General features: G+C 73.7%; 18 protein-coding genes and 2 riboswitches. Of the genes, 11 read left to right on the top strand and 7 right to left on the bottom strand.

What is annotated here, in order from left to right; translation table 11 throughout:
• Nucleotides 1-19: 19 nt before the first annotated feature.
• Genes BM223_RS17800 through BM223_RS17770 form a run of 7 tightly spaced genes read left to right on the top strand, consistent with a single transcriptional unit; the run spans nt 20 to nt 5,673 of the window.
• Nucleotides 20-790: a M15 family metallopeptidase gene (locus BM223_RS17800; RefSeq protein WP_052139181.1), complete on the top strand. Its 771-nt coding sequence runs from the start codon at nt 20-22 to the stop codon at nt 788-790.
• A gap of 17 nt (nt 791-807) precedes the next feature.
• Nucleotides 808-1,989 (top strand): DUF4185 domain-containing protein, encoded by a 1,182-nt coding sequence (locus tag BM223_RS17795; protein WP_082003867.1) that lies wholly within the window; start codon nt 808-810, stop codon nt 1,987-1,989.
• A 53-nt stretch (nt 1,990-2,042) separates the two neighbouring features.
• Nucleotides 2,043-2,795, top strand: a complete 753-nt coding sequence (locus BM223_RS17790; RefSeq protein ID WP_075018663.1) for an ABC transporter ATP-binding protein — start codon at nt 2,043-2,045, stop codon at nt 2,793-2,795.
• On the top strand, nt 2,792-3,580 hold the full coding sequence (locus BM223_RS17785; protein ID WP_038682886.1) for an ABC transporter permease: 789 nt from the start codon (nt 2,792-2,794) through the stop codon (nt 3,578-3,580). The genes BM223_RS17790 and BM223_RS17785 overlap by 4 nt, the downstream gene beginning before the upstream one ends.
• A gap of 4 nt (nt 3,581-3,584) precedes the next feature.
• Complete coding sequence (locus BM223_RS17780) at nt 3,585-4,352, top strand: MerR family transcriptional regulator (protein ID WP_038682884.1); 768 nt, start codon at nt 3,585-3,587, stop codon at nt 4,350-4,352.
• A 44-nt stretch (nt 4,353-4,396) separates the two neighbouring features.
• Nucleotides 4,397-4,660 (top strand): hypothetical protein, encoded by a 264-nt coding sequence (locus BM223_RS17775; RefSeq protein WP_038682882.1) that lies wholly within the window; start codon nt 4,397-4,399, stop codon nt 4,658-4,660.
• Complete coding sequence (locus BM223_RS17770) at nt 4,657-5,673, top strand: enoyl-CoA hydratase/isomerase family protein (protein ID WP_052139180.1); 1,017 nt, start codon at nt 4,657-4,659, stop codon at nt 5,671-5,673. Before BM223_RS17775 ends, BM223_RS17770 begins: the two co-directional genes overlap by 4 nt.
• On the opposite strand, the gene BM223_RS17765 is transcribed toward BM223_RS17770, so the two are convergent.
• Nucleotides 5,670-6,314 carry a hypothetical protein gene (locus tag BM223_RS17765; RefSeq protein WP_038682880.1) on the bottom strand — a complete coding sequence of 215 codons (645 nt, stop codon included), beginning with the start codon at nt 6,312-6,314 and terminating at the stop codon, nt 5,670-5,672. The two genes, BM223_RS17770 and BM223_RS17765, sit on opposite strands and share 4 nt — an antisense overlap.
• Before the next feature lie 30 nt (nt 6,315-6,344).
• Nucleotides 6,345-7,118 (bottom strand): IclR family transcriptional regulator, encoded by a 774-nt coding sequence (locus BM223_RS17760; RefSeq protein ID WP_038682878.1) that lies wholly within the window; start codon nt 7,116-7,118, stop codon nt 6,345-6,347.
• A 132-nt stretch (nt 7,119-7,250) separates the two neighbouring features.
• On the opposite strand from BM223_RS17760, the gene BM223_RS17755 reads away from it, so the two are divergent.
• Together BM223_RS17755 and BM223_RS17750 are read left to right on the top strand one after the other, a co-directional pair.
• Nucleotides 7,251-8,015, top strand: coding sequence for a CoA transferase subunit A (locus BM223_RS17755; RefSeq protein ID WP_038682876.1), 765 nt, complete (start codon nt 7,251-7,253; stop codon nt 8,013-8,015).
• A gap of 1 nt (nt 8,016) precedes the next feature.
• On the top strand, nt 8,017-8,646 hold the full coding sequence (locus BM223_RS17750; RefSeq protein WP_038682874.1) for a 3-oxoacid CoA-transferase subunit B: 630 nt from the start codon (nt 8,017-8,019) through the stop codon (nt 8,644-8,646).
• On the opposite strand, the gene BM223_RS17745 is transcribed toward BM223_RS17750, so the two are convergent.
• Genes BM223_RS17745 through BM223_RS17730 form a run of 4 tightly spaced genes read right to left on the bottom strand, consistent with a single transcriptional unit; the run spans nt 8,597 to nt 12,105 of the window.
• Nucleotides 8,597-9,268: a (2Fe-2S) ferredoxin domain-containing protein gene (locus BM223_RS17745; RefSeq protein WP_200887035.1), complete on the bottom strand. Its 672-nt coding sequence runs from the start codon at nt 9,266-9,268 to the stop codon at nt 8,597-8,599. The genes BM223_RS17750 and BM223_RS17745 overlap by 50 nt on opposite strands.
• Complete coding sequence (locus BM223_RS17740) at nt 9,261-10,043, bottom strand: ABC transporter ATP-binding protein (RefSeq protein ID WP_052139178.1); 783 nt, start codon at nt 10,041-10,043, stop codon at nt 9,261-9,263. The genes BM223_RS17745 and BM223_RS17740 overlap by 8 nt, the downstream gene beginning before the upstream one ends.
• Entirely contained in the window at nt 10,040-11,101 is a 1,062-nt protein-coding gene (locus BM223_RS17735) for an iron chelate uptake ABC transporter family permease subunit (RefSeq protein WP_052139177.1), read from the bottom strand. Before BM223_RS17735 ends, BM223_RS17740 begins: the two co-directional genes overlap by 4 nt.
• Nucleotides 11,101-12,105 (bottom strand): ABC transporter substrate-binding protein, encoded by a 1,005-nt coding sequence (locus tag BM223_RS17730; protein ID WP_174249914.1) that lies wholly within the window; start codon nt 12,103-12,105, stop codon nt 11,101-11,103. Before BM223_RS17730 ends, BM223_RS17735 begins: the two co-directional genes overlap by 1 nt.
• A gap of 61 nt (nt 12,106-12,166) precedes the next feature.
• Nucleotides 12,167-12,365: riboswitch (cobalamin riboswitch) on the bottom strand.
• Nucleotides 12,366-12,464: 99 nt separating this feature from the next.
• A riboswitch (cobalamin riboswitch) is annotated at nt 12,465-12,681 on the top strand.
• 153 nt (nt 12,682-12,834) lie between these two features.
• Between BM223_RS17730 and BM223_RS17725 the strand changes: the two genes are divergently transcribed.
• On the top strand, nt 12,835-15,210 hold the full coding sequence (locus BM223_RS17725) for a ribonucleoside-diphosphate reductase subunit alpha (protein WP_075018686.1): 2,376 nt from the start codon (nt 12,835-12,837) through the stop codon (nt 15,208-15,210).
• Nucleotides 15,207-16,229 carry a ribonucleotide-diphosphate reductase subunit beta gene (locus tag BM223_RS17720; protein WP_218030674.1) on the top strand — a complete coding sequence of 341 codons (1,023 nt, stop codon included), beginning with the start codon at nt 15,207-15,209 and terminating at the stop codon, nt 16,227-16,229. Before BM223_RS17725 ends, BM223_RS17720 begins: the two co-directional genes overlap by 4 nt.
• Here BM223_RS17720 and BM223_RS17715 read toward each other — a convergent pair.
• Entirely contained in the window at nt 16,181-16,585 is a 405-nt protein-coding gene (locus BM223_RS17715) for a hypothetical protein (RefSeq protein WP_038682869.1), read from the bottom strand. The genes BM223_RS17720 and BM223_RS17715 overlap by 49 nt on opposite strands.
• Nucleotides 16,586-16,630: the final 45 nt, after the last annotated feature.

Below are 16,630 nucleotides of genomic sequence, written 5' to 3'. Positions count from 1 at the left end.
TGCGCAAGGAGAGTCACGGGTGGGTTCGGAAGCGCGCCACCGCGCGCCCGCGGGTCGCCGCAAGGCCGTCCGGCCGCGCCGCCGCCGTCCGCACCGGGGGAGCGCCGCGCTCGCCGCCGGCGCGACGCTCGCCGCAGTCGCCGTCGGCAGCCTGTCCCCGGCGCTGCTCGGCGACCACGAGGACGCCCCCTCCGCGGCCGCCGCCCTCGGCGCTCCGCGCCCCGCACCGGCCGACCTCGACGGCCCGGGCACCGGCGCGCGGGAGCGGGAGCGCGAGGTCGACGAGCGGCTCCTCTCCGGCACGCTCAGCCGCAGCGCCCCCCGCGCCACCTCCGGGACGGCGAACCGGGTCCCCGGCTGGCTCGAGGGCTGCCGCCGCACCCCGCAGACCTCGGACAGCCCCAACGGCCAGATCCCCACCGACGACCTCTGCGCGCTGCCCGACGGCTTCCTCCTCCGCGGCGACGCCGCCGCGGCCTGGTCCCGCCTCGCCGCGGCGTACGAGCGCCGGTTCGGCACCGAGCTCTGCATGACCGACGGCTACCGCGACCTCGCCTCCCAGCAGCGCCTGGCCGCCGTCAAGCCCGGCCTCGCCGCCCGCCCCGGCACCAGCAACCACGGCTGGGGCGTGGCCGTCGACCTGTGCGGCGGCATCGAGCGCTTCGGCACCACGCCCCACCTCTGGATGAGCGAGAACGCCGCCGCCTTCGGCTGGGTCAACCCGGGCTGGGCGCGCGAGCACGGGTCGCGGCCGGAGCCGTGGCACTGGGAGTACGTCGGGACGCCCTGAGCGGGCAGGATGCCTCCATGGGCAGACGAGCCGCCGTGGCGCTGGTGACGGGCGCGGTGCTCGTCGTCGGCGGCGTCGGCGCCGGCCTCGCGCTCGACCACGCGGACCGCTCCGCCGGCCCGGACCGGCTCACGCTCACGCCGAAGGAGCCGACCACGGTCCTCGAGCCGTGCATCCCCACCGGCGACCTCGCGACCGTCGACCAGCTCAACGCCTTCGTGACCCGCACCCGCGGCAGCGTCGCGTTCGCGGGCGGGGACGTCGGCGCGAGCGTGCGGCTCCAGGACGGCCGCGGCATGTTCGTCTTCGGCGACACCCTGCGCGGGCCCGACTTCGACGGTCAGCAGTTCGTGCGGAACTCGATGCTGCTCTTCTCACCCGGCTGCGGCCGGGTGGTGCTGCCGCGCGACCGGGGCGCCGTCGTCCCGGACCGGCCGGACGGCGTCGGCTACTGGCCGATGTCGATCGCGAGCGTCCCCCGTGACGGCTACGACCTGGTGGGCGTCAGCGTGCAGCGGGTCCGGTCGACCAAGGGGTCCGGGGTCTTCGACTTCGAGATCCTGGGGCCGGCCGTCGCGCTCTTCCGGGTGCTGCCCGGCCAGGCACCCGACCTCGTCTCGCTGCGCGACGTCGGCCCGGACACCGTCGACCCGAGCCGGCCCATGTGGGGCGCGGCCACCGCCATCGACGACGGCTGGGTCTACGTCTACGGCACCTCGCGCGACCGCGCGGCGGTCAGCACCGGCTTCGACCTGCGGGTCGCCCGGAGCCGGCCGGAGACGGTGGGCGACCCCACCGCCTGGGAGTTCTGGGACGGCCGCGCGTGGACGCCGGACGAGGCCCGGGCCCGGGTGCTGATCCCGCGCCGGGGCGGCGTCTCGCAGACGCTGAGCGTGTTCCACGACGGCGACCGCTGGTACGCCGTCAGCAAGCGCGACGAGGTGCTCGGCCGGGACCTCGTCGTCTGGCAGGCGCCCGGGCCGACCGGCCCCTTCGTCGCCGCGCCCCCGGTCGCCGAGATCCCGTCGGACGCCGTCTCGGGCACGCTGCGCTACCTCCCGCTGGCCCACCCGGACCTGCTGCCCGAGCCGGGCACCGTCGTCGTCAGCTACAGCGAGAACAACACCGACTTCACCGTCGTCCGCGACGACCCGCGGCGGTACCGGCCGCGCTTCCTTCGGGTCCGGCTCCCCCAGTAGCCGCGCAGATCCCTCTTGACCCTGACGCAGCGTCAACCTTCCACGCTGTCGTCATGAACCTCACGACACCCGCCATCGAGGTCGCCGCCCTCCGCAAGGCGTACGGCGACCAGGTCGTCCTCGACGGCCTCGACCTCACCGTGCCGGCGGGCACGGTCTACGCCCTCCTCGGCCCCAACGGGGCCGGCAAGACCACCACGGTCAACATCTGCTCGACGCTGCTGGCGCCCGACGCGGGCACGGTCGCGGTCGCCGGGCACGACGTCCGGACCCGGTCCGACGCGGTCCGCCGCTCGATCGGGCTGACCGGGCAGTTCTCGGCGATCGACGAGCTGCTCACCGGGCGGGAGAACCTGCGGCTGATGGCCGATCTCGCGCACCTGTCCAGGCCGGACGCCCGGGCCCGGGTCGACGAGCAGCTCGCCCGGTTCGGGCTGACCGAGGCCGCCGACCGGCGTGCGGCGACGTACTCCGGGGGGATGAAGCGGCGCCTCGACCTGGCGATGACGCTGGTCAGCCGGCCGCAGGTGATCTTCCTCGACGAGCCCACCACCGGGCTCGACCCGCGCAGCCGCCGGGACCTGTGGCAGATCGTGCGCGAGCTCGTCGCCGACGGCGTCACGATCCTGCTCACCACGCAGTACCTCGAGGAGGCCGACCAGCTCGCGCACACCGTCGGCCTCCTGGACGGCGGCCGGCTGGTCGCCGAGGGGACGCCCGCCGAGCTCAAGGCGCAGTCCGGCGGCGAGACGCTGGACGACGTCTTCCTCGCGCTCACCGGCCACGCGGCGGAGGTCGTCCGATGACCACCCTCGCCTACGCCGTCCGCGACTCCCGCACGATGCTGCGCCGCAACCTCAAGCACATGCTGCGCTACCCGTCCCTGACGATCATGCTCATCGCCCAGCCGGTGCTCTTCCTGCTGCTGTTCGTCTACGTCTTCGGCGGCACCATGGGCGCCGGCCTGCCGGGAGGCGGCGGCCGCGACGCCTACCTCGGGTACGTCGCCCCCGCGATCCTCGTCATCACCGTCTCGTCGGTGGCGCTGAGCATCGCGATCTACGCCGCCAAGGACGCCACCGAGGGGATCATCGACCGGTTCCGGACGATGCCGATCGCGAGGTCCTCGGTGCTCACCGGGCTCGTCGCGGCGGCCGTCGTCCAGACCGCCTTCGCGGTCACCGTGGTGCTCGGGCTCGCGCTGGCGCTGGGCTACCGGCCCGATGCGGGCGTGCCCGGTTGGCTCGGCGCGATCGGCATCCTGACCCTGCTGGCGATCGCGCTGACCTGGCTGTGCGTCGCGCTCGGCCTCGCGGCGGGCAGCGTGGAGACGGCGAGCAACACCCCGATGTTCCTGATGATCATGCCGTTCCTGTCCAGTGCGTTCGTGCCGACCGACTCGATGTCGACCGGCCTGGCCTGGGTGGCCGAGCACCAGCCGTTCACCCCGGTCATCGACACCCTGCGCGCCTTCCTCGACGGTCGCGACCCGGGCTCGGACGCCGTCTGGGCGATCGGGTGGTGCCTGCTCGTCACGGTGCTCTGCTTCGCGTGGTCGCGTCGCCTCTTCTCGAAGGTTCGGGCAGGCTGAGGCCGTGCTGACCATCGGCGAGCTCGCGTCGTACGCCGGGGTGACCGTCCGTGCTGTCCGGCACTACCACGCCAAGGGGCTGCTGCCGGAGCCCGAGCGGGACCACTCCGGCTACCGCCGCTACGACGCCCGCGCGGTGGCCGACCTGATCAAGATCCGCACGCTCGCCGAAGCCGGCGTCCCGCTGGCCCGGGTGGGCGAGCTGCTCGCGGCGGGGGAGGCGGAGTTCGCCGCGGCGGTCGCCGACATCGACCGGCGGCTGCGGGCCGAGATTCGGGCGCGGCAGCGGCACCGGGAGCGCATCGCGCAGCTCGCCGCGGGCGACAACCTGGCGCTGCCGCCCGAGGCGGTCGCCTACCTCGACCGGATGCGGAAGCGGGGCTTCTCCGACCTGCTCATCGCCGGCGAGCGGGACGCCTGGATCCTCGTCGCCGCGCAGGTGCCCGAGCACATGCCGCTGTTCATGGCGCTCAAGGAGGCGCAGCTCGACAACGCGGAGACCGACGAGCTGCTGCGCGACCTCGGCCGGGCGATCGAGTGGGAGCCCGACGACCCGCGGCTCCCGGCGCTGGCCGACCGTCTCGCCCAGAGCCTGGAGGAGGCCGAGGAGGGCGACCAGGCGACCTGGGACGAGGTCGCGATCCCGGACAGTCTGGTGGACCTTCTCGACTCGGTCTTCCTCGATCTGGTGCCGATCGCGCCGCGACTCCTGCGGCTCATGGAGGAGCGCGGCTGGTCCGGCTGGACCCGCCAGCAGCGGATCATCGAGTGACCACGACCTCCCGTCCTGGCCGGTCGGGCGCTAACGTGGGACTCGTGACTCGGGATCTTGCACACGCCACGCGGACCTATCCGGTACGACAGCTCGTCGCCTACCGCCGGCTGATCGTCAACGGCGAGCGGGTCGACCCCGAGCGGGTGGTCGCGGAGTACGCCCGCGCCAACCCGGGCGTCGACCTCGAGGCCCGCTCGACGGTCAGCGACTGGCAGGCCGGCAGCCTGCCGGGCCGCGGCACCCGGGTCAGCGACGCCCGGGTCAACGACACCGCCGAGCGGCTCCAGGGCCTGCCCATCAGGTGACCGCCTCGCCCACCGGCTCGCCGGACGACGTCCGCATCGAGCGGCTCGGCCGCGTCGGCCGGATCGTGCTCGACCGCCCCCGCGCCCTCAACGCGCTCACGCTCGGCATGGTCGAGCGGATCCACGCCGCCCTCGAGGAGTGGCGCCACGACCCCGGCCTGCGTGCGGTCACCGTCGAGAGCGCCTCGGAGCGCGCGTTCTGCGCGGGCGGCGACATCCGCCGGGTCCGCGAGAACACGCTCGCCGGCCGGCACGACGAGAGCCTGCGCTTCTTCACCACCGAGTACGCCGTCAACGCGCTCCTCGGCAGCTACCCGGTCCCCGTCGTGGCGCTCGTCGGCGGTCTCTGCCTCGGCGGCGGCATGGGCCTGAGCGTGCACGGACCGTTCCGCGTGGTCGGGCCGAACGCCTCCTTCGCCATGCCGGAGACCAAGATCGGCTTCTTCCCCGACGTCGGCGCCACCCACTTCCTGCCCCGGCTGCCCGGCGCGGTCGGACGCTACCTCGGCCTCACCGGCGCCCGGGTCGGCGCCGCCGACGCGCTGGCCCTCGGCCTCGCCACCCACGCCTGCTCCGACGCCGACCTGGCCCGCCTCCCGGCGCTCATCGACGCCCACGACGGGCCGCTCGAGACGCTGCTGCGCTCGCTCGCGCCCGCCGACGTGCTCGACCGGCCGGGACCGCTGACCGCCGCCCGGGCCGACATCGACCGGGTGTTCGGCGCCCCCGACCTGGCCGGCGTGCGGGAGCGTCTCGACAGGCTCGACGAACGGGGTGAGCTCGACAGCGAGTGGGCGAAGGAGACCCGCGCCGCCCTCGACGCCGCCTCTCCCGCGAGCCTCGCGCTCACCGAACGGCTCCTCGCCGAGGGCCGCGAGCGCGACCTGGCCGGGTGCCTGGCCGCCGAGCTCGACGCGGCCCGCACGACGATCGCGAGCGACGACTTCGTCGAGGGGGTCCGGGCGGTGCTGGTCGACAAGGACCACGCACCCCGCTGGAACCGCCCCGCCTAGGAGCCCGCCGACGCCCGCTCGGCCAGCCGCACGGCCGCGTGCCGGACGACGTCCACCTCGGCGGCGTCCCGCGCCAGCTCGTGCGGCACGTCCCCACCGAGCAGCCCGGCCGGCTGGGTGAGCCAGGACCACACCTGCCACGGGTCCATCCGGGCGGCCAGCAGCGGCTCCAGGACGGCGCCGAGCTCGGGCCGCAGCTCGCCCGCGTCGGTGAGCTGGAAGGCGGGGACCAGCACCCCGCCGTCGTGCGCGACGACGAGCAGCGCGTGCCGCTCGGCCGCCTTGTGGACGGCGAACCGGGTCGCGTTCTCCGAGGCGCCGCGGACCGCGGCCAGGCTCGCGTAGGTGTGCCACGCGCTGGCCAGCAGCGCGGCGCGGACCTGCGCGCGGCGGCGCAGCTGCACCAGCGCCAGCGGGACGGCGTGGGCCGGGTCGTCGCCGTCCTGGTGCAGGACCCGGTCGAGGTCGGCGAGCTGCTCCGCGGTCAGCGGCTGGCCGGTGCCGGGGTCGCGCCAGCGGACGAGGCCGCCCAGGTCGCGCTCGAAGCTCGGCAGCCCGGCGTTCGCCAGGTGGTCGGCGAGGCCGAGGCCCTCGAGCCAGGTGGCGAGCCGCTCACCGGTCGTCGCGGAGTCGTCGTGCATGCGACCAGCCTCCCACCGGCCCGGACCGGCTCAGCGGTGCCCCCGTCGCGGCGCCAGCCGACCGGTGAGGGCGTGCGCCTCGCGCAGGAGCAGCTCGCCGAGCTCCTGCTGGCGCGGTGGGGCGAGCCGGGCCTCGATGCCGGTCAGGCTCAGCGCCCAGCGCGCCTCGCCGTGCGCGTCGAAGACGGCGGCGCCCAGGCCCCAGCTGCCGGGCACGATGAGCCCGGGGTTCACGGCGTAGCCGGTGGACCGGGTCGCGTCGATGCGGGAGCGCAGGCGGGTGGCGGTGTGCTCGGCGCCGTACTGCTCCTCGAGCCGCGCCTGGGCCAGGTACGACGTCCGCTCCCGCTCGCCCAGGAACGCCAGCAGCACCAGCCCGGCCGAGGCGACGCCGAGCGGGAACCGGATGCCCTCGTGCAGCACGTGCGAGCGGATCGGGAAGCTGCCGTCCTCGCGCAGCAGGCACACGGTCTCGTCACCACGGCGCACCGAGAAGAACGCGCTCTCACCGGTCTCGCGGGCCAGCCGGAGCACGGTCGCGCGGGCGATGGGAGTGATGTCGTGGCGGCTGGTCGCGGCGGCGCCGAGCAGGAAGCACTCGGGGCCCAGGTGCCAGGAGCCGGTGGCCTCGTCGCGCTCGACCAGGCCCTCGTCGCGCAGCGCGCTCAGCAGCCGGTGGCTGGTCGCCCGGGGGAGGTCGGTGGCGGCGGCGAGCGCGGTGGTGCTGACGCCGTCCGGCTCGCGGGCGGCCAGTGCCCGGAGCAGGCTGCCGACCCGGCCGACGACGCTGGGTCCGGTGTCCACAGCGCCCAGGCTAGCGCGACGGCGTCCACTCAGTGGACGCCGCCCACGGCGAGCGGCCGACCTCCGGGAGATCCGGCGCCGGCCGGCGTCCGTTCATTGACCCCGCGCCCCGCGCCCCGTTGACTGGCGGGCATGGACAAGGTGATCGGTTCGGCGGCCGAGGCGGTCGCCGACATCCCGGACGGGTCGACCCTCACGGTCGGCGGCTTCGGGCTCTGCGGCATTCCGTCGGTGCTCATCCAGGCCCTCCTCGACGCGGGCGTCAAGGACCTCGAGGTGGTCTCGAACAACGCCGGCGTCGACGACTGGGGCCTGGGCATGCTGCTCACGGCCGGGCGGCTGCGGCGCGTCGTCGCGTCGTACGTCGGCGAGAACAAGGAGTTCGCGCGCCAGTACCTCTCCGGCGAGCTCGAGGTCGAGCTCACGCCGCAGGGCACGCTCGCCGAGCGGATGCGTGCCGGCGGCTCCGGCATCGCGGCCTTCTACACGCGCACCGGCGTCGGCACCCAGGTCGCCGACGGCGGCCTGCCCTGGAAGTACGACGACCAGGGCAACGTCATCAAGACCTCGCCCCAGAAGCCGGTGATGACGTTCGACACCCGCGACGGCGAGCAGGAGTTCGTCCTCGAGGAGGCGATCGTCGGCGACTTCGGCCTGATCCGCGCCTGGAAGGGCGACCGGCACGGCAACCTCGTCTTCCGCGACTCCGCCCGCAACTTCAACCCGCTGGCCGCGATGGCCGGCCGGGTCACGGTCGCCGAGGTCGAGGAGCTCGTCGAGCCCGGCGACATCGACCCCAACCAGGTGCACCTGCCCGGCGTCTACGTGCACCGCGTCGTCCCGCTCACCCCCGAGCAGGCGGCCGACAAGCGCATCGAGAAGAGGACGGTCCGCTGACATGGCATGGACACGTGAGGAGATGGCGGCCCGCGCCGCCGCCGAGCTGGTCGACGGCGACTACGTCAACCTCGGCATCGGGCTGCCGACGCTGGTGCCCAACTACGTCCCCGACGACGTCGAGCTCGTGCTCCAGAGCGAGAACGGCATCCTCGGCGTCGGCCCCTACCCGGCCGACGAGGACGTCGACGCCGACCTGATCAACGCCGGCAAGGAGACCGTGACGGTCCGCCCCGGCGCCAGCTTCTTCGACTCCGCGCTCAGCTTCGGGATGATCCGCGGCGGCAAGATCGACGCCGCGATCCTCGGCGCCATGCAGGTCTCGGTCCGCGGTGACATCGCCAACTGGATGATCCCCGGCAAGATGGTCAAGGGCATGGGCGGCGCGATGGACCTGGTGCACGGCGCCAAGAAGGTCGTCGTCCTCATGGAGCACGTCGCCCGCGACGGCTCCTACAAGATCGTCGAGGAGTGCGGCCTGCCCTACACGGGCAAGGGCGTCGTCCAGCGGATCATCACCGACCTGTGCGTCCTCGACATCACGCCCGAGGGACTGCGGCTCGTCGAGCTCGCCCCCGGCGTCACCGAGGACGAGGTGCGGGAGAAGACCGAGCCGCCGGTTCTCGTCTGAGCCGGGCCGGACCAGCAGCACCGGTCGCGCCCGGGTGGTCGACGACGATCGCCCGGGCCGACTCGGCGGTGACCCCGCCGTACCAGGCGTCGTCGGGGTGGACCACCACGACGGGCGCCTGGTTGCAGGGGAACAGGCACCCGGTCTGGGTGACCAGCACGTCGTCGTCGCCCAGGCCCTGGCGGCGCAGCTCGTCGTCGACGGCCGCCAGCACGGCGCCCGAGCCGCGCGCCGAGCAGCGCGGTCCCCGGCAGACCAGGACCTGGCGGGCGTGGCCCGGCACCTCCTCCCACGCCGAGGACGTCAGCGCCGCCTCGGTGCCGGTGACCGCGCGCTCGTCGATGACGACCTCGACCTCGGGGTGCGCGCGCCGCCAGTGCCCGGCCACCCGGCGCAGCCACGACCGCGCCGTCGCGGCGCCGAGGGACAGCCCGACCAGCTCGACCCGCGTGGTCCCGGCGGCGTGGAGCCGGTCGAGCTCCTCGGCCAGGCTGGGCGTGCCCAGCTGCAGGTAGGCGAGGGTGGCGCCGGTCGCCCGCGCCACCGCGTCGAGCTCGGGCGCGTGCCGTGCCCCCTCGGCGCCCATCACGACGAGCACCACCGCGGACCCTGGCTCAGCCATGGCTGCGGACCCTCCCGTCGTGCCACACGACGTGCAGCCGGCCGGAGTGCTCGTGCCGCCCGACGGTCGCCTCGACGCCGTAGACGTCGCGGACCAGGTCGGCGGTCAGCACCTCGTCCGGCGGTCCGGACGCGACGACCCGGCCGGCCCGCAGCACGACCAGCCGGTCGCAGAACGCGGCGGCGAGGTCGAGGTCGTGCAGCGCCGCGACCGTCGTCCGGCCGAGGGCGCGGACCGTGGCCAGCAGGTCGAGCTGGTGGGCCAGGTCGAGGTGGTTGGTCGGCTCGTCGAGCATGAGGACGTCGGGCTCCTGGCTGAGCGCGCGGGCGAGCTGGACGCGCTGCCGCTCGCCGCCCGAGAGCGTGCTCCAGTCCTGGTCGGCGAGGTGGTCGACCCCACTGCGCCGCATCGCCTCGGCGACCTGGTCGGCGCCCTCGTCGTGGGCCGCGGGCCAGCGGCCGCGGTGCGGGATCCGGCCCAGCTCGACGACCTGGCGTGCGGTCAGCGGGAGCGACGTCGACGCGTGCTGCTCCAGGACGGCGATCCGCCGGGCCCGGACCCGGGCGGGGAGCCGGTGCACGTCGTCGTCCCCGAGCCGGACGGTGCCCGCGCCTGGCCGGCGCAGCCCCGCCATCACGTGCAGCAGCGTGGTCTTGCCCGACCCGTTGGGGCCGAGCAGGCCGGTGACCGAGCCGGCCGGGCAGTCGAGCGTGATGTCCTCGACGATCGTGCGGTCCCGGACGCCCCAGGTGACGCCGTGCGCGGCGAGCCTCATCGCGCCCTCGACTCGCGCCGCAGCAGGTAGGCGAACAGCGGCGCCCCGAGCACCGCGGTCACCACCCCGATCGGGATCTCCTGGCCGTCGATGAGCGAGCGGGCCAGCGTGTCGGCCCAGATCATGAGCACCGCGCCGGCGAGCGCGCTCAGCGGCAGCAGCCGCCGGTGCAGGGGTCCGCACACCAGCCGGACCACGTGCGGGACGACGAGCCCGACGAAGCCGATCGCCCCGGTGTAGGCGACCAGGCAGGCGGTCAGCAGCGCCGTCCCGACCAGCAGCACCCAGCGGGTGCGCCGGATCGAGACGCCGAGCGAGGCCGCCGAGGAGTCGCCGAACGCGAAGGCGTCGAGGTCCGCGGCGTGCGCGACGATCCCGACGAGCGCCACCAGCGCGACGACGACCAGGACGCCGGCGCCGAGCCAGCGGACCCCGGCCAGCGAGCCCATGGTCCAGGCGAGCACCCGGCGGGCGGCGTCGTGGTCGCCGCTCATCATCACCGCGAACGAGGTGAACGCCGCGCACATCTGACCGACGGCCACGCCGGCCAGCACGGTCCGCGCGGGCGGCAGGTCGCCGGAGCGTCCGGTCGCGAGCGCGAGCACGAGCAGCAGCGCGACGAGCGCGGTGACGAACGCCGCCGCGCCCAGCGCGGCGCTGCCGCCCAGGCTGCCGACGCCGACACCGAGGACGATCACCGCGACCGCGCCGACGGACGCGCCGCCGGAGATGCCGAGCAGGTAGGGGTCGGCCAGGTCGTTGCGGGTCAGTGACTGCAGGACGGCGCCGGCCAGGGCCAGCCCCGCCCCGGTCGCCGCGGCCCCGACCACGCGGGGCATCCGCAGCTGCCAGACGATCCGGTCGTCGATCAGCGTGACGCCGTCGACGGGGACGCCGAGCCGGCGCAGGACGACGTCCACCACGTCGCCGGCCGGCACGTGCACCGAGCCGATGCCCACCGCCACGACCACGGTCGCGACCAGCACGACCGCGAGCGCGGCCCCGGCCGCTAGGCCGGTCCCCGGCCGGTTGCGCACCGGCCGGGCCGCCTGCAGCATCAGCCCTGCTGCGCGAGGTCGGTCAGCTGCTCGCCGACCGAGACGGCGCCGTCGGCCAGCCGGACGCCGGGGGTCGACTCCGAGAACGGGATCACGACGTACTTCTTCGCCTTGACCGCGCGCAGGCCCTTGAGGGCCGGGTCCTTCTCGAGCTGCTTGATCTTGTCGGCGGCCGTGGACCAGCTCGCGTCGGCCAGCACGATCACGTCGGGGTCGGCCTCGACCACGCGCTCCCAGCTCACGTCGGCCCAGCCGCCGTCGAGGTCGGCGAAGATGTTGGTCGCGCCGACCGCGTCGAGGATCAGCTGCGGGCCGCCCTCACCCGCGCCGGCGAACGCCGTCTTGTCACCGGAGTCGAACCAGAACACGTCGAGCCCGGCGCCGGGCTTCGCCGCGGCGAGCCGGTCGAGCTCGCCCTGCTGCTCCTTCTCCAGCGCGTCGGCCCGCTCGGGCACGCCGAAGACGTCGGCGACGATCTCGATCTCGTCCCACACGGACGCGAACGACACGTCGGCGCTGGGCTTGTTCTCGCCGCAGCCGAAGAGCGAGAGGAAGGAGCCGATGCCGAGCTTCGTCAGCTCGTCCTGCGCGCCGCCGGCCTCGGGCCCGAACGCGCTGGCGTACGAGGCGTAGACGAAGTCCGGCTTCGCGGCCAGGAGCGTCTCGTTGTCGGGGTACTCGTCCGAGAGCACCTTCACGGTGCCGTAGTCCTGCGCCCACTTCTCGGGCACCGCGTCGTCGAGGTACGCCGTCCCCGCCATCCGGTCGGACAGGTCGAGCGCGAGCATCACCTCGGTCGCGCCCTGGTTCATGGTGACCGCGCGCTCGGGCGCGGCGGTGAAGGTCGAGGTGAAGCCGCAGCTCGATGCCTCGACGGGGTAGCCGCTGGCGGCGGGGCCCTTGTCCTCGGCCTCCGGGGCGCCGGCACAGGCGCCGAGCACGAGGGGGAGGGCGGCCAGCCCGGCGAGGGCAGGCAGGAAGCGGGTACGACGGGACGACGTCACGGTCACTCTTTTCGGTCCGAGGCTCTTGCGCGAAGCCTGTGGTGCGGGGGTGTCGCGGACCCAGGGGTCCACGGCCAGCAGGTCTTCGGACTCGGGATCGGCCGGACGGAGCGCCTTCCCGGATCACGTCGTGCCGATCCAGTGGCTTGCCCTGATTGCTCAGTGCCCCGCCCGTCACCCTTACCGCTGCGCGTCAGTCCCGGATTCGCACCGGGTTCCCTGCTCACGGGTGTGAGTTGACTGGCGCTGCGGACGCTAGCACGCGCCGCTCGTGCGCTCTTGGTGGGATATCTCACCCGGGCCGCGCGCGACACGCCCACCCCAGATCTAGGTCCCACGGATCCGGGGCACCCCTACATATGGTGGTCGTCATAGCTGGTTCCTCGTCCCACCCAGGGGCGCGGAGGCAAGAGGGAACCCGGTGTGACTCCGGGACTGCCCCGCAGCGGTGAGTGGGAACGACCGCCGTCACCAAGCACTGGGTCGCACGTGCACGACCTGGGAAGCGACGGCCACTAGGACTCCTTTCGAGGAGATGCCCGCGAGTCCGAAGACCTGCCAGCGCACCGCACCCGCCGGGTGCGGTGGTCCGAGGCCTCGTGGGAAGGCCGACGGCTGAGCAGGTGCCGTGCGTCCGCGCGCGGCGCCGCCCCGCTGTCGTCCCCTCGCGAGCCAGACTCCGAGGGGAGAAGCACCGTGACCGTCACCGAGTCACCCACCCGCACCACCATGACCGTGCGTAAGCGCAACGGCGATACCGAGCGGGTCGACGTCACCAAGATCGTGCGGGCCGTCGACCGGGTCGGGGCCGACCTGCCCGACGTCGACCCGATGCGCATCGCCACCCGCACCATCAGCGGCCTGTACGACGGCGCGTCCACCGCCGAGCTGGACCGGCTCTCGATCCAGACCGCCGCCGAGCTGATCGGCGAGGAGCCGGCGTACTCCCGGCTGGCCGCGCGGCTGCTGTCCGGCTACGTCGACAAGGAGGTGCGCAACCAGGGCGTCGCCTCCTTCAGCCAGTCCGTGGCGCTCGGCCACGCCGAGGGGCTGATCGGCGACGCCACCGCCGCCTTCGTCAAGGACAACGCCCGCAAGCTCGACTTCGCCATCGACGTCGACGCGGACCGCCGCTTCGAGTACTTCGGCCTGCGCACCGTCTACGACCGCTACCTGCTGCGCCACCCGACGTCGCGGCTGGTGATCGAGACGCCGCAGTACTTCCTGCTCCGCGTCGCCTGCGGCCTGGCCCGGACGCCGCAGGAGGCGATCGGCTTCTACCGGCTGATGGCGAGCCTGGCGTACCTGCCGAGCAGCCCGACCCTCTTCAACTCCGGCACCCGGCACACCCAGATGTCGTCCTGCTACCTGGTCGACAGCCCGCGCGACGAGCTCGACTCGATCTACGCGCGCTACCTGCAGGTCGCCCAGCTCAGCAAGTTCGCCGGCGGCATCGGCATCGCCTTCTCCCGGATCCGCTCGCGCGGGGCGCTGATCCGCGGCACCAACGGCCAGTCCAACGGGATCGTCCCGTTCCTGCGCACCCTCGACGCGTCGGTCGCCGCGGTCAACCAGGGCGGACGCCGCAAGGGTGCGGCCTGCGTCTACCTGGAGCCGTGGCACCCCGACGTCGAGGAGTTCCTCGAGCTGCGCGACAACACCGGCGAGGACGCGCGGCGCACCCACAACCTCAACCTCGCCCACTGGATCCCCGACGAGTTCATGCGCCGGGTCGAGGCCGACGAGACGTGGTCGCTGGTCGACCCGGACGAGGCGCCCGAGCTGCCCGACCTGTGGGGGACGGCGTTCGACGAGGCCTACCGCCGGATCGAGGCCGAGGGTCGCTACGTGCGCCAGGTCCGGGCGCGCGACCTCTACGCCAAGATGATGCGCACGCTCGCGCAGACCGGCAACGGCTGGATGACCTTCAAGGACGCCGCCAACAGGTTCTGCAACCAGACCACCGACACCCCGGGACCGGGTCAGCCGGTGGTGCACCTGTCGAACCTGTGCACCGAGATCGTCGAGGTGTCCTCCGACGGGGAGACCGCGGTGTGCAACCTCGGCTCGGTGAACCTGGCGCAGCACCTGGTCTCGACAAGCTCGACCAGCGGGGGGTCGGCCAGCGGAGGCGTGGGCGTCGACTGGGACAAGCTGCGCGCGACGGTCCGGACCGCGGTGCCCTTCCTGGACCGGGTGATCGACATCAACTACTACCCGAGCCCCGAGGCGGCGGCGTCCAACCCGCGCTGGCGCCCGGTCGGGCTGGGCCTGATGGGCCTGCAGGACGTCTTCTTCGCGCTCGGCCTGCCGTTCGACTCCGCGGAGGCGAAGGCGTTGTCGACCCGGATCTCGGAGGAGATCCACCTGACCGCGCTCGAGGTCTCGTGCGACCTGGCGGAGGAGCACGGCCCGCACCCGGCGTACGGCGAGACGCGCGCCGCGCGCGGGGACCTGCACCCCGACCTGTGGGGCGCGACGGTGACCCAGCCGGAGCGCTGGGCCGCGCTCAAGGCGCGCGTGGCCGAGTACGGGCTGCGCAACTCGCTCCTCGTCGCGATCGCGCCGACCGCGACCATCGCCTCGATCGCCGGCTGCTACGAGTGCATCGAGCCGCAGGTCTCCAACCTGTTCAAGCGCGAGACCCTGTCGGGGGAGTTCCTGCAGGTGAACTCCGCGCTGGTCCGCGAGCTCAAGGCGCGCGGGCTGTGGACCGCCGAGGTACGCGAGGCGATCAAGCGCGCCGAGGGCTCGGTCCAGGGCATCACGGCCCTGCCCGACGACGTCCGGCTGCTCTACCGGACCGCGTGGGAGCTGCCGCAGAAGGCGCTCATCGAGATGGCCGCCGAGCGGCAGGCCTTCATCGACCAGTCCCAGTCGCTCAACCTGTTCCTGGCCGCGCCGACGATCGGGAAGCTGTCGTCGATGTACGCCTTCGCCTGGAAGAGCGGCCTGAAGACGACGTACTACCTGCGCTCGCGTCCCGCGACGCGCATCCAGCAGGCGACGGTGTCGGTGACGCCGGCCGCCGCCACCGTCCCGTCCGAGGAGGAAGCGCTCGCCTGCTCCCTCGAGAACCCCGAGAGCTGCGAGGCCTGCCAGTGACCACCGACCACGCCCCCACCCGGATGCTGCTCGACCCGGGCATGAACCTCACGCTGCGGCCGATGCGCTACCCGCACTTCTACGAGCGCTACCGCGACGCGATCAAGAACACCTGGACGGTCGAGGAGGTGGACCTCCACTCCGACCTGCAGGACCTCGGCCGGCTCACCGACGCCGAGCGGCACCTCGTCTCGCGGCTGGTCGCGTTCTTCGCGACCGGCGACACGATCGTCGCCAACAACCTGGTGCTCAACCTCTACCAGCACATCAACTCCCCGGAGGGCCGGCTCTACCTGAGCCGCCAGCTCTTCGAGGAGGCGGTGCACGTGCAGTTCTACCTGACCCTGCTCGACACCTACGTGCCCGACGAGGCCGAGCGGCACGAGGCGTTCGCCGCCGTCGACAACATCCCGTCGATCAAGCACAAGGCCGACTACTGCTTCAAGTGGATCGACCGGGTCTTCGAGCTGGACCGGCTCGAGACCCGCGAGCACCGGCGCGCCTTCCTGCTCAACCTGATCTGCTTCGCGGCCGTGATCGAGGGGCTGTTCTTCTACGGCGCGTTCGCCTACGTCTACTTCCTGCGCTCGCGCGGGCTGCTCAACGGGCTGGCGTCCGGGACGAACTGGGTGTTCCGTGACGAGTCGATGCACATGGCATTCGCGTTCGACGTCGTCGACACGGTGCGCGAGGAGGAGCCGGACCTGTTCGACGACGCGATGGCCGCCGAGATCCGGCAGATGCTCGTCGAGGGCGTGGACGCCGAGGCGCAGTTCGCCGAGGACCTGCTCGGCCAGGGCGTGGCCGGGCTCTCGACCGCCGACATGCGCGCCTACCTGGAGCACGTCGCCGACCGCCGGATGCAGCGGCTGGGGCTGGAGCCGATCTACGGCTCGGCCAACCCGCTGGCGTTCATGGAGCTGCAGGACGTCCAGGAGCTCTCGAACTTCTTCGAGCGGCGGGTCTCGGCCTACCAGGTCGGGGTGACCGGCTCGGTGGGGTTCGACGAGGACTTCTGACCGGGCTGCCCCCGCAGCACGACGGCGCCGACGACCAGGGCGACGAGCCCGAGGAAGAGGATCCCCACCCCGGCCAGGGGGATGTCGGCGCCGTCGGCGGGCAGGCTGTGCAGGTACATCTCGGCGCCGGCGACCGCCAGCCCGCCGGCCGCGGTGAGCACGGCGGGCGCCGTCCGGATGCGGCGGCTGAGGTGGCCGACGACGAGGATGCCGGTCAGCGCGAGCGCGACCAGGCCGGTGGCGGCGATCGCGACGCCGTCCCCGCTCCGCGGGAGAGCGAGGACGGCGACGAACAGGGCGACGATCGCGGCGGCGAGCACGCGTGCGGTGGCGATGAGGGCATGGGGGGTGCGCATGCCCCTACCTTCACCCCTGCGGGGCGCGCCGCGTCAGGGTACGGG

Origin of the sequence: Pimelobacter simplex (assembly GCF_900114845.1) — a bacterium.
In the GTDB taxonomy this organism is placed as follows: Bacteria; Actinomycetota; Actinomycetes; order Propionibacteriales; family Nocardioidaceae; genus Nocardioides; species Nocardioides simplex.
Note: the sequence above shows the minus strand (reverse complement) of the source record. Positions and strands in the feature narration are given on the sequence as shown.